1 protein-coding gene (cut by a window edge) is annotated in these 14,543 nt (G+C 66.1%); it reads left to right on the top strand.

The window, feature by feature from the left end; genetic code table 11:
- Positions 1 to 14,543: the 3' portion of a C2 family cysteine protease gene (locus ACIBK2_RS16495; RefSeq protein ID WP_396967996.1), read on the top strand. It extends 14,173 nt beyond the left edge of the window; the window shows 14,543 of its 28,716 coding nt (coding positions 14,174–28,716); the start codon falls outside the window, past its left edge; the stop codon is at positions 14,541 to 14,543.

Raw genomic sequence — 14,543 nt, 5'->3', positions numbered from 1 at the left:
TACACCGCGACTTCCGGCATGTGACGCCCGCTGTAGCCAATCCCGACCTGGATATCGATCGGACTTCAGCGCTACTGGACAGGCAAGATGTCGCGCCGACCCTTCTTGCGCTGCGTGCGGCTGCTCCGGTGCCGGTCGGTGGTCCGATTCCGGTGGTCCCGACCGGCACTCGGAACAAGGGGTCGGCTCGGGTACAGGGGCGTTTGGGTTCGCGGATAACTTTGCCGGATCCGGACCTGATCACCGACGGCGGTTGGGTTTTGACACCGCTGCCAGGTGGTGTTTTGAACTACGTGCGCAGTAACGCGACTCAGCGCGAGGTGGGCGGTGTTACTTACCTGCGGGTGACCGGCGCGAACGGGGTCGGCTGGGTTTCCCAGGATCTACTGGCTGTCGCGGGGTACGAGGTCAGGTCGGATGTCGGGCGGCTCGTCCGGTCGGTGACCGTGCAAGGTCCGGACGGCACCGTGAAGTTGTTCGAACACGAACGCGTCGTTGTGGACAGGGGCGGGGCAGGTTCGGGGACAGTGCTGGTGCATCGCCGCGGCGGTACGGATCAGGTGCGGGTATTCGAGGATGCGACCGCCGCCGCGTTGGGGCTGCGCCGCCCGAACCCGCTCGGTGACCGGTTGTGGGCGGAACCGTCCGGCCCGGTCCTCGCCGACCTGGCTCATCTGCCTGATTCGCCCGCTGTCGAACAGCTGCGCAACCTGGTCGCCGACGATGCGAGTGCGATCACGAATATGGTGCGTCGCAACGCCGACGGCGCCATCGATGTGCACCTCATGATGAACGGCAGGCCGCAGTGGCTACGGGTGGAGCGGTACACCGATTTGCCTGGCCCGCTGGGTGATTCGGGGTGGGGTGACCATCCGATCTGGCCCGCCCTGGTCCTCGAGGCGTACACCGCGACGCAGGCGCCGAATATGGCCAACGCCGATCAGCTGGCCATCGCCGATTTCGACGACCCGAATATCACCATGCGCAGCTACCGGATGTTCCGGTCCGCGGCCCAGCAGGACGAGTTGGCGCGCCGGGTCGAGCGGTGGCAGGACGGTATTCCCGCCGAGGGATACGACCACACCGTGGATCACCAGGACTACAACGGCCGTTTTGACGAGGTGGGGCACCTTCGGCCCGGCGCAGGGGTCGCGGTGCCCGGCGGTCGGCCGATGATGGGAAGTACCGGTGTGGCGGTGCCGGAGCCGAGGGATGTCCTTTCCGGGTCACCATTTACCGAGTGGCGTGGCGCGCACCGTTTTGCTCGCATGTCCGACGCGGATCGTGCGGCTTTCCGCGTAGTCGTGGGGCCGGACCTGCTGTTGTATCGGGCTCATGACGGTGGCCTTTTCGACTCGCGTCGAAATTCGACGACCCGGCCTGCGCTGCTGGCGATGGACGAGTTCGGCAATATGTTCGCGATTGTTCACGAGGACCGTCTGCCGAGTACTCAGGCGCCGATTACGCACGCGTCGTTGCTCGGCGGTGGTCGCGCGACGGCGGCGGCCGAGATCGTGGTGCATCAGGGCGCGTTGATGCGGCTCCTCGACCAGGGTGGGGAATATCAGATCGAAAACGGCTTCAATGCTGATGCGTTGACCGACATGCTCTATCACAACTTGCTCACCGCTGAGCCGGAAGATTTGACGCTGCGCGGCACGCTGGGCCAGATCCTCGGCTCCACCCCGCGTCGCTTCCTTCCGAACGGCCCGCTATATATCGAGGTCGAAGGGGAACTCGGGACCGGCTGGGTTTCATCGCACGCATTGGTTGGCGAAGGGTACGTCGGGAACGGCAACGGGCAGTTCATTCAAGCCGTGGCCGATGATCTCGAGGGGGCAGGGGAATTCTTCCACGCCGGCACCGGGCATCAGTCCGATGATTCCGAGGGCGCGCGACTGCCGATGAGCGGCGGGGTGCATCCGTCGGATGGTCGTGAGCGCCAGTCGACGCTGCCGGGGGCGCCCGCGCTGCAGCCGGGCACGGTGTGGGAGTCACAGCCCGGGACCGGGAACAACTGTCTGTGGTACGCGTTGGCGCGGGCGCTGTATGTGCCGGTCGAGGATGAGGCAGCGCACCTGGACTTCCGGCGTGGCGTGGTGAACGGGATCTTGAATCCGGATCCGGAAGGGCCCGATATCCAGACGTATATGGGCGACTATCAACCGGAAGCCGCAGGATCGGACCGAGAGGCGCAATTCCGGCTGGAACTCGCTGAGTTGCTGGAACCCGGACAGCACAGCCAGCGAGCGGCGGATCGGCTGTTGCCCGCGGCGGCGCGGATGCTGAATATGAACGTGAACGTTCATTTCCATAACGGGACGTCGGTCGAGCTGCGCTACGGCGGGAACCTGCCCGCGCGGACAATCTTCCGTTCGGTGGACGAGGCAGGCAACGGTCATTTCTGGGTCGCGGTTCCGGAAAATCGGCATACCTGGGATGAAGCCGAGGGGACGTTGCTGGTTCCAGGAGCCATGCGGCATTTCCCGTTGGATCAGCACGGTAGGTTCGAGGTTCACCCGTGGAACATGTGGATGGAAATCAATGATCCCAACGAGGTGTTGCTGCTCGGAAGTGACGGAACCCATCGGTATACCGCGTCTCTCGGGACCTATGGGCCGATTCTGATCGTTCGCTCCGACACCGGTCTCCCGGTGCACTGGGACTCCGGTTTTCTACAGCACTTGATCGCCCGGAACGAATTGACCGAATTCCGGATCGGCAGGCTCCGATCGGAGAGCACGCACGGTGCTGAGCCGGTGCTGCCGATGGTGGAGTCGCCGCTGCTGTCCGCCGACGACGAGGTGCTGCCGGAGATCGAACCCGATCTCGCCGAGACCACCCCGGCCCACGCGCAAGGGGAGCTGTGGCAGGACGCCGAGACCGCGCTATTGGCGTACCGGAGCACGGAGCGGGTCTCGCTCGGATCCGCCGCGAGCTGGCTGGCCGACCACTCCGGCCGAGTCCTGTTGCTCGGCAACCCAACCCACCATTGGTTCACCGCGTTTGTCGATGGCGACGATCGACTCCAGGTCGTCGACGCCGCGTCCGGACCGGTCGAGATGGATGGTCGCGGGTTGCCGGGTTTGGCTCGCGACTACGGTCTGTTGCAGGCCAGAGGCGGCGTCGCACGGGAGGGAACCTACGAGCCGCGATACCGAGTGGCGTTGGTCGCGTTCGATATCGAGGTCACCGCGCTGGACGACCGGCACTTCATGGTGCTCGATAACGTGCCGCTGCGCGTGGGCCCGGTATCCGCGAGCGGCCAATCGCTCCTGGTGGCCGGATTCGCCAGCGGTGCGAGCGCGTTCGTGCACCGGAATGTGCTGCGGCAGAGCGGTTTCGTGCTGCGGCGGCCCGACGGAGGTTTCGCGGACCTCGGCCAGGAAACGGCCCGGTCTGGTGACACCTTGGTGCAGGCGGTGCCAGCGCGGACGCAAGACGGTGGCGTGTTCTACGCGGTGCGTGGCGTGCGGTACGCCGTTCGACCGGCAGCGGCGAACGCGGACCTGCTGGTGGTCGAGCACGGCGATCAGTCCTGGACGCTCGACACGGCCGAGGCCGCGCGGGCCGGGCTGTTGTCCCCCGAGGCCGTCTACCAGCACTGGATCAGTGCCCAGCCGATGGCCGGAAATGACTGGCAGACAGTCGAGTTCGACGACACGGTGACCGACGACCTCACCGGCTTCGGCCTGCTTGGATTGCTGAGCCGCGGCGAGGAGGTCTTGTTCGGCAACTCGGCGGAGTATCTGTTCAGCGTGGTGCTCGAGGCGAATCGAATGCTGGCCCGTTCGGCCGGTGACCGCTGGATCGTGCTGGACGAAAGCCAGCTGCGGCGGCTGATCATCGACCGGAACCTGTCGGTCGTGCGAACTCGGGAAGTGCAACTGGCGGACGGGATTCCGGCACCGGCGGTGCTGTCGACCGAGGCGAGTCCGCAGGAGTCCGACGCGGTGTCCCCGCAGGACATGGTCGGTGCTGTGCCGTCGGAGGCAGACGGGTCGTACACGGTCGTGCCGCTGGCACCGGAGGTACGGGTAACCGCGGTGGACGGTCGGCAATTCACGGCGCCCACGGAATCAGACCTGACGATCGACGCGGTGAACGGGACTCTGTTCACCATCTCCGGATTCGCCGGCGACAGCGCCGCGGTCATCGGTGAAACGGAGCTGTTGCGGCACGGTTTCGCGCTGGTACGTGCGGACGGCCACATGATGCCCTTCGGGCAAGAGGAACCGTCGGCCGGTGATCGACTGATCCTGGACGTGGCGGTGACCTCCGTGAACCAGGGCCGGTGGTATCTGCCGCGCGGCTTCGAGTACACCGTTCGACCGGTGGCCGACAGCACCGAACTGCTCGAAATCGGCTACCAGGGCCAAGTATTGACGCTTGACCGGGCCGAGGCGGCGCGGTTCGGACTGGTGCCCGCCGAGACCGGCTACCACCGCTGGATCAGCGCCGGCCCGATGGTTGGCCTGCCATGGGACGAACTGCCCCCACGAGTCGGCCACCAACTGGACGGCATCTCCCGGTCGCATCCGGATGGCCGCCCGAACGTCCTGCGTTGGCTTGCCGAAAACCCCGGCCGGGAGCTGTTGCTCGGCACCGAGACAGAGCAGTTGTTCACCGTGGTGTCGCACTCGGATCGAATGCTGGCGCGCACCGTCGACGGTCCATGGAACGAGGTGGACGCCGAGCGGTTGACGGCGCTGGTCACCGCCAGGGGCCTGACCAGGACACACACGTGGAATGAGGTGTACCAGGAACTTTCGCACAGTCCGGATGTTCAGTCGGGTCCCTACTCGGATCCGGACTCGGAGCAGATGCTCGAATTCGCCGAGCCGATGACGATGATCCCGGCGTCGCCGAGGGGATCTGTGTACAGCGTGGTTTCCGACCATCCGGACGATGCCGCGCCGGACGTCGTCGACGAGCCGTATTCGGTGACCGTGGCCATGGCGGATACCGCCCTCGTGACATGGGATTCGACCGTGCACCTAGCGCCGGACCGGCGGCTGCGGGTCGTCGAGGACGCCCGTCGTGGCAGCTCCGTCGTGGTCACCGGAATCGCCGCCCGCCCGGTCCGGGTCGACGTGCACGAACTCGCATCGAGTGGTTTCGTCGTGCGGCACCCGGACGGGCGATTCGCGGAGTTCAACGCCACGATCGGGCCCCGAGTCGGCGACACCCTGGTGCGCGCGGTGCCGGTGGTGACCGAGGACGGTCCGACGCTGTTCCTGCTGCCGGACGTGGAATACACCGTCGCACCGGAGCCGGGCAGTCGGTCCTTCGTGCGTGTCGAGCACGGTGGCATGCGGTGGACAGTGCACCGATCCGCCGCCATGGCCGCGGGCTTGTCGAATCCCGCCGCTGTCGTCGAACAATGGCTCACCACTCCGCCGGGCCTCGAATGGCCGGTCGCCGCAGGTCAATTGGGCCTCGGGTCGGAACTGGCCATCGGCGATGGACCGCTGCGCCGTCCGAATATCGAGGGCTGGCTGAATACCAATCCAGGACAGCGTCTGGTCCTCGGCGACACTGCCCTCGGCATGTTCGTCGTGCGGCGGGATGGGCACCGAACCCTGATCGCCGCGCTGGACAATCGCTGGATCGAAGTGGACAGACAGCAGCTGAGCGACCTGATCCGGCGTGCGAACCTGTCCGTTTTCCGCACCTACGCCGCACCGATCGAGACCGTCCCTGACGCGCAGGCACAACCCGGCGACAATCTCGCGAATACCGTGGTGGCGGACGGCCCATCGCATGTGGTGGATCCGAATATCCCGATGCCGGAAGGCATTCGATCGATGGTCGGCCAGTCGATCGATCGGTTGCAGTTGATGTTCGAGCGCTCGCGAGCCTTCGCGCCCGACGCCTTCGCCACGCGGGACATACGGCCCGGGGACATGGCCGTATTCCTCTACGGCCCCAGCGATTGGGTGGTGGCAACCGAACTGGCGGACGGCCGTTTCCAGCTCGGGCTGACCGCCGATGCCAGGGATTGGCAGGAGCTGATTCCGAACCGGCAGCCGCGGGTGATCATGCGCGGCGAGCGGCTGCCGGTCGGCGACGCCCGCCTCCGCCCCCCGGGGCCCGACCTCGTGGCGCCGGTCGCACCGCCCGTCGCGACCACGGTCGAATCCGTACCGTTGGCGGACGCCACCACCGAAACCGTCGGCGTTGTCGAGGCAGTCGCCACCGACGGTGTGCAGGCGGACCTCGACCCGCCGTATTCGGTATTGCTGAGTGCGCCGGAAAGTTGGCTGCCCACCCGGGACGGCGAGGTGATGGTGCACGCCGGGCGGAGCCTGGGTGTCGTCGAGGGTTCCAGGAGCGACGATTCCATTCTGGTCAGCGGACTCGACGAACCCACCGGCGACAGCGAGTACGGCTGGGTGCGTTTCGATTTCGAGGTGCTGCGCGAAGAAGGATTCGTCGTGCGGCAGGCGGACGGCAGCCTCGAACCGATCGGCGAGCACACCGGACATCGGGCGGCGGACAGCTTGGTGCGTGCGATGGCGGTCGAGCTGCCGACCGGCACGCGGTATCTGCTTCCCGGACAGAGTTATACCGTCCGAACGGATCCCGACCACGAGGCTGGCGTGATCGTCACCGACGGCGTGACGACGTGGGCAATGGCACGGTCCGTTGCCGAGGGTGCCGGGCTGGCGCGTCCCACGGTGACCAGATCCGAATGGTCGATGCTGGGCGACACCGTCGGACGGCCGGTCGTCGTCCCGCCGGACGCCGACGGTCACCCCGCTGTCGAGGCTTGGCTGCTGGCCGTGCCCAGCCGGGAGCTGTTGCTCGGCGACGAGGACGGGTGGCAGTTCGCCGCGACGTGGCACCGGGGCCGACTCCTCGTCGCGAACATCGAACCCGGTGACGTGGGGATCATCGATCATCGGGTCGAGGTGGACAGCCAGCGACTGCGCGAGCTGATCGAGACGTCGAACCCGACCGTGTTCCGGCCTTTCGACGAGGGCGGCGCGGACATCTCCGACGACTTCTGGCCGGTTCCCCGCTCGGCGGATTTCCAGCCGATAAATTTTGTGCCGCAACAGTTCTCGATACTCTTCGAGGGCGGCTCGGCGCCGCATCCCGACGTTGCCCGGCTGCGCCGATATGCCATCGGGGTGCACGCGAACGGCGGGTTGTACTACCCGCTTCGTGACGCGGAATGGCTCGAACCGGTCGATAACCGGCACATCGATTTCGACCGTTGTTTCTGGGTGCTCACCGGTGCGGGCGAACTGCGCATCGTCGATGACGTGGCCGGCCCCGTCACCTTCGGCATGCTGGCCGGCGGCGGGCCGATCATGGCCAGTGGTTACGCCGAGATCCGCCGGGGCGCGGTGCGGGTGTGGGCCGATGGTTATACCGGCACGTTCAACGGCGCCGCACGGACCGATGTGGTGCTTTCCCATCTGCTCGGCCGGGGCATGATCCCGGGCAGCGGCTTCCGGATCGGCGACGACTTCAATACCGAGCGAGCCGACGCGGCGGACCCGTACAGCACGTTCGGGGAATTCGACCTGACGCCTTATCCGGCGACCGGGCGGTCGTGGCGGGAATCCGCTTGGTCGCTGCTGAGCACGGTGCACCGGCAAGGGAACTTCCGGGATCTGACGATATCCGACACCTCCGCCGTCGCGTACAACACCGCGCCGGTGGCGGATTGGTTGGATCTGCGCGGGTCGGAAGTGTTGTTGCTCGGGACGACAGAACTCCATTTGTACACGGCCGCACACGAATTGGATGGCAGCCTGCGAGTCGTCGATGTCGCCGGTGCACCGGTCGATATGACGGGTCGGACCCTTCTCGACCTGATCGGGACCGAGGGCGTGACCGAGTATGTGGTGGGTGCGCCGCGATCGGCCGATGCCGAATCAGGCCAACCCCCGGTGGCGGGCGTGGAGTGGCACCGTGCGGAACAGTCGTTGCGATTCCATCGGGAATTCGACGGTCCCACCGATCCGGACGGGTTCGATGACTGGTTGAGGTGGAATTCCGTCGACGGCGCGCTGCTGCTCGGAGCGGACGGTCAGCACTGGCTCACGGCGTTCGTGGGCGAGGACGGCCGGACTTGGGTAGTGGATTCGAACAATCGCGTTGTCTACCAAGAAAATGGCCGAATTGTCGATCTGTACCGACGGCTTCGGCTGACCGAGTATCGGGCCAGTCGAATGGACGCTCGGCCCGAGATCGTGCCGGACGAGGATGCGGTGCCGCACTACGAACCGCCGGTGCCGGAGACGGACGTCGAGCAGTCGGCGCACATCGAGCCTGCGGGCGAGGAGTTCGCGCACATCGAGCCCGCGGACGAGCTCGCACACATCGAGCCTGCGGGCAACGAAGATCAGGTCGGCAACCCACCGAATTACGCTGCGGCAGAAGGGCGGAGCTGGGCGGACACACGCGGACTCCGGCCGGATTCGGTGCTGGTCGATATCGCGGACCAGATCGACGGCGTGCCCGCTCTGCTGCGCTGGCTGGCCGGGCACCTCGGGCAGCCGGTGCTGCTCGGTGACCCAGCCCGCCACCTGTTCTCCGTAGTGCTCGAGCATCGGCTACTGCTCGAAACAGTCGGCGGTGGTCGAATCGCGGTGGGGGAGCAGGCATTACATGATCTGCTCCAAGCGCGTGAGCTGACGGTATTCCGCCATTGGGCGAGGCCGCGCGCAGCACGGGCCGCGGGGTCGCGGCTCGTCGACAGAATCTTCGGACGCCGGATCCTGCGACCCGCACGCGGGCACCGCCCGGTTCAGCTCGACCGCGGGCAGCCGACGACCGGTGCTTCCAGCGGGAACCAGGCCCGTACTACCGGACGTTCGTGGGCTGATCGGCCGCAGCTGATCGATGGCGCGAGTGCGTCGGATGGTCGCGAGCTCGGGCCGGTGTCGGCGCAGGTTCCTCCGGGCTCGGAGCATCAGGTGCCCGGCGGCGCGGAGACAGCGCAGTCCTTGCTGCCCGGCCCGGCTCGGCAGTTCGCGGCAGCGTGGCGTTGGTTGCGTGACCAGAGTTCTGGGATTCCCTCGATGTACCCCATGGCACCCGATGACGAGCGGGTGGTGCAAGGAATGCGGTTGGCCGCTGAGCGGCAACTGCGGCCTAGACAGGTAGCGCTGATGCGGCGCTCGCTGGGGGTCGCCGCGCACGTCGCCGATGACCTGGCAGCTTTCGGTCTCGAGGGACCGGACTATCCGCACGGAATGCGGGTTTGGCTATTGGGCAGGGCGCGCATATATGCCGCAATAGTGTTGCCGGGTGGCATGTTCCGTGTTCACGATCCGGATCTGGCCGACACGGATCCGGGCCGGGATTCGGTCGTGGTGGATTTCGCCGGTTTGGCGCGCTTTGCCGAACTAGCCGGTGACCCGACGTTCATCTATGACTCGCGAGCCGCCATGGAGGCTTTGGCCGGGCAGGTATTCGCCGAGAGTTTCGAGGGCGGTGACCTGCATACTCTGGACGACGACGGCGCCGGTCCTGGGTATTTCGCCGAGCTCGATGGCAACGGGGAACCGTGGCATGAGAGCGGACTGCGTTCTTTGTTCGACGATGCGACAGTGCCGGTGCACACGGGAGATCCTTATGCCGGGCGTATGAGGTTCTCTTCGGCGGTGCCCGCCGACCTGGTGGTGCAGTACACGAGAGTGGAACAACGTCCGAGCATGATCGGTGCCACCGAGAATATCGTGGTGATCGATGAGGTCGGTGCGGCCCTGGTGATCGAGCCCGGTCACACCGTGCGGTGGCTGAACCCGGATTCCGATGGTGCGCAGGGGTACTCGCTCCAACTGAGTTCGGGTTCGGGCCCCGTGCACCGGGTGAATGCGAGTCTCGTCGCCTTCTTCGATTGGGAAGTTCAGCCGGATGGCTCGCGGGTCGGCACACCGGCGCGTGATCTCGAAGATCAGGAATCCGAAGATCAGGAATCCGAACCGGTGCTCAGTCAGCTGTTGTTCGCCGACGCGAGCGGAAACGCGAAACAGCTGTTCGAGAGCACCGGGGTGTTTATCCGTCCGATCGCCGTCGACAGGTGGGAGATCGAGTACGAGACGGGCTCGATCGTCGTCCCCGCGGCCGCTGGCCGCGCGCTTGGTATGAGCCTGCCGGTGCGAACGCACGCGGGCCCGTTGTTCTCGACAACGGACGATCGGCCGACGCCGAGCGTGGATGATCCGAGGATTGGGGCTGCTGGGGTGCACGGCGCGCTGGTGTCCGCCTTGCGCGGCATCGCCGCGGAGGATCCGCAGACTCTGGTGGCGATGATGCACGAGTACTCCGACGGAACGGTCGGGGTGCGGTTCTTTGTGGATGGTGCGCCGAGGTGGGTGCGGGTCGATCGCGATTTGGTTCACGATCAGGTGTCGGGGGAGCCGTTGTACATCGGCCACGCGGCAGGCGAGGCGCTGTGGCCCGCACTGGTGCATAAGGCGTATTCGATTCTGACCGAGGGCCTCGGAGGCGAGTCGGTGGTGTCGGTGCGCCCGTTCGGACCGCCGGTTGATCCGGGTTCGATTGCGGTGTCGACGATGCCGGCATCGAACGTGTCCACCGCGACGGTCGGTCGGGCGGCCGGTCCATTGTTCGGCCCGAAGGGGCCTGTCCAGAAGGACGTGGCCCAGGGCCGGGCCGGCGATTGTTATCTGCTTGCGCCGTTGCGGAGTATTGCCGCGCGTAATCCCGCGAGGATTCGAGAGATGATCCGCGAGAATCCGGACGGCACGGTTTCGGTGCGATTCTTCGAGAATGGCAGGCCGCGCTGGGTGCGGATCACCCGGGAGTTGTACATCAATGCGAACGGCACGATGATCTACGCGGCTCACGATGCGACGCATGCGGCATGGCCCGCTCTGATCGAGAAAGCGTACGCCGTATGGAAGGGCGGCAACTTTGCCGATATCGACGGTGGCAATGCCGGGCGGGCATTGGCGGAGTTGCTGCCGCCTTTCGAGCCGGGTGGATTCGATAGTCTGCACCAGCCGGTGCGCAGTATCAGCTCGGAGTTTCTGCATCCGATGACGTTCGGTGCCGACACATTGCACGAGCTGGTTGCCGCCCGTATCGCGGCGGATCCGGTACTCGCCGGTGCTGTTGCCGCGGATCCAGGGTTCGCCGTACGGTTGGGCGGTCTGGAATCGCAATGGCAGCAGGAACTACAGCGCGGGGTGACCGACAGTCCGGTCATGTTCCAAAAATTCCTCAGCAAGAATCTCACCGATGTCGAGCAGCGGCTGTGGATTCATGAAATAGCTGCGGTGCAGGGTTATTATTTCGGGGTTTTCGATATCGCGACTCCGCTTGCCGATACCACTGTGCAGCGACACCTGGCGGACTTGATCAGGTTCCTCCTCGATCGCGGTGACACCTTGTCCATCACCACCCGTCGCTTCGGGGCCGAGTCGGAGGATGTGGACACCTATCCGGGTCTGGTGGGAAATCATGTGTATTCGCTGCTCGGTGTCGACAACCGGGCCGATGGCAGTCTCGCCTTGAAGCTGGAGAATCCATGGGGACGAAATCCGGTCGTACTGAGTCCGGAAGCCGGTGTCGAGTATGGTCCCGGCGGTCTTGTGCGGGTCGGTTTCGAGCACTTGAACAAGTTCTTTCTGCTCGGACTGGGCGGTACCGGTACGCAGTTCGCTTACGGCGAAGAGAAAACGGTGTCTGCGACTGTCACTCCGGCGGCAGAGTCGCACGAACCGGCTGGGGCCGGCGCCGCCGACCCGCACAGGATTGATTTGTCAGGAGCGGAGGCATCGCCCACCGAGCCGGACTTCTTCAGGCTGGATGCGCTCGTCCATGACGAGGCGCCCGAGCCGCGGGCAGTGCTCGATCCCGAAGACGTTGTTCGATTGCCCGGCGGTGCGCCGACGACGTTGATTGTCCGTGCTCGGGATGGCGGTGCCTACCAAGAGTTGGTGCTACAGGAGGGCATGCGGTTCGTCGTCGAACCGGTTTACGGTGATTCGAGTGGGACATGGGTGTGGTTGCGTCAGGGTGACCTGGCGTGGTCGGTGACCGCCGAGGCCGCCGCTGCGGTGGGGTTGCGTCCCGCTCCGGGTTCGAGTGGCCCAGCGCAGGTCGAGCCGCAAGGTGGAATACGACCGCTGAACGTGCTCGAGCAGGCTTTTTCGTGGCAAGACAACGACGTGATGTCACGCCGGTGGGAGCGACAGATCCGGCCGTCCGGAGCTGTTGTCGCCCACAACAATCGACTCATACAGCCGCACCCTGGCAACTTCTTCATGAACCCGGTAAATATGCACGATTCTCGGCGGCAATTCGAGTCCAACGGGAAAATGAAATTCTATCGATTGGTCCAGGGGGCAGCTGGTGCCGTCGGATATGTGGCTGAGGAGACACTGAGTCGGGTCGGTTATCGACCGGCCACCGCGACCCTGGGAACGACTACCGTCTCGGGGTATCAGCTCTCCAGCATCGATTCCGTGACGGTGCCGGGCCTCAGTGGCCCCGTGACATTCGACGTCGGTGAACGAGTTACCGTCGAGCCCCGCGTCAATATCCGCGGTGCCATCCTGGTGTCCCGCGAAAACGGTGCGTCGGTATGGGTAGACCCGCGCGCGGCCGTGGAATTGGGAGTGCGGCGTCCCCGGGTGCTCGACGGCCCCCTGTGGGGCGGACTCACTCGGACCGGCCACGACTTGATCAACGACCTGAGGCAGCTGCCGAGACCGGCCATCATCGACATTCGAGCGGTCATCGGTGGCAACTTGGCCAGGGTCAGTCAGCTGCTGCGGCCACACCGCGGCGAGGGTGCCGATAACGCGCAAGCGCCGGTGACCGCGGCCGAGTTGCTCGATGAGCATGGCGTCGAGCGCCGACAATTCCGTAATGTCGAGGTGCGCATCGGTGAGCAATGGGTGTCGGTGGACTGTTTCACCGATCTGCCGTACGTGAGCGGGCGGCCGATCTGGCCATACCTGATCTTCGAGGCGAGCCGCGCCGTCCAGGCGAGTACTGGGATTTCGGCGGCGGTACCGGCCGATACGCCGGGCACGGCACCTTCGTGGTCGGACGCGGGAACAACGATCCTCGACAACGAGCGAAATCGAGTCGAAGTCATAGGCAACATCCAGCGGTTCGCGCTGCGGTCGTTCGGGCCCGAGTCGCTGGTTTCGGTCGGCGAGCCCGACCGTCCGTTCTTCGTGCCGTCCGCCGCGACGGTGCCCAGGCAGACGGAGTGGGCACAGCGGCGGCTGCGATACACCGGCGATACGGCCGCCGTCGTGGCCTCGGACGGCACCCGGATCGTGGCCGCCGGCAACCGGCTACTGACCGTGGTCGAAGTGGAATATGCTGGGCCGCACGGGTTCCCGTCCCTGGTCCGGGTGGAGGGCGAAGCGCGAACCACCGCCTGGGTCACGCCGGCCGAGCTGGCGGCCGCCGGATTCGTGCTGCCCGGCGAGGACAGTTTCCTACCGGCCGACGCGGCGCGTGCCGTGCGCCGCGGCGACGAGTTCGTGCGCTTCGCGCGCGCCGGGTTCCGTTTCGAGAACCACGGGGCCGGCTGGGAACAGGACACGGTGGCGGTGGTGACCGGTGTGGCCCAGCGCACGGACGGCGTCGTGGACTTCGTCGAGATCGAACAGGCGGGGCAGACCCGGCGGGTGACGTTGGCGGAGTTGCGCGCCGAGGGTTTCGTGACGGCCGCCGTCGGCAGCTTCGCCCGGCCCGACGCACTCGGTATCCTCTGGCCCGGTCACGAGCTCGTGCACGCGCGGCGCATCGGGCTAGGTGGCGAAGCCGCTCCGCTGTATCTGATCCATGGCGATTCGTATGAGGTCACGTCGAGTGACGACGGCGTGCTGGTCAGGGACGCGGATCGCGATGAATGGCTGATCAGCGCCGAGCTGGCCGCGGCGGTCGGACTGCACCTGCCGAGCGAGCTGCCCGGCCCGCTCTGGGATCCGGTCACCGGCCCGCGGCCCGGCGACGTTCCCATTGATCTGGGTGACCCCCAGCTGACCCAGATCCTGCGCGAATTCGCCGCCAGGAACCCGGACGGGCTCCGGCGGATATTCACGCCGATCGGCGCCGCGCGAAACGACATCCTCGAGGCGATCGACGAGGGCGACGACGCCCTGTTCACCTCGGAACACGGTATCGCGGAAGCGGATCCGACTACCGCGGGCCATTACGCGATCCTGCTGGAGGTGGCCGGTGGTCCGATCCGGTACGTGGTCGGCCGGGATATGTACCCCGGATCTGGCCCGATGCCCGGCCCCGATCAGCCGATCTGGCCGTGGTTGCTCGCGAGCGCGTATCGCCACGCGTTGCACGACGAGACGGTGGCCGCCGAGGAAGAGTTCGCCAACCGGCGCGGGTTCGTCGAATGGTGGAACGCGGGCACGGACGGTGACGTTTCCGAGAACCCGGCCCCGGACGCCGAGATGCCAGGCACTGGAACGGATCCGGGGACGAGTAGCCGCCAGGGCCGTTCGCTCTCCACCGATATCTTCGGTCCAGGCCACGTCAAACGGCGGCGCACCGATCGCACGGAGGACGACGAGTGA

It is taken from the genome of Nocardia sp. NPDC050175 (assembly GCF_044459885.1).
Classification (GTDB): Bacteria; Actinomycetota; Actinomycetes; order Mycobacteriales; family Mycobacteriaceae; genus Nocardia.
The sequence above is the reverse complement of the archived record's forward strand: the minus strand, read 5'-3'. Positions and strand labels throughout refer to the sequence as shown.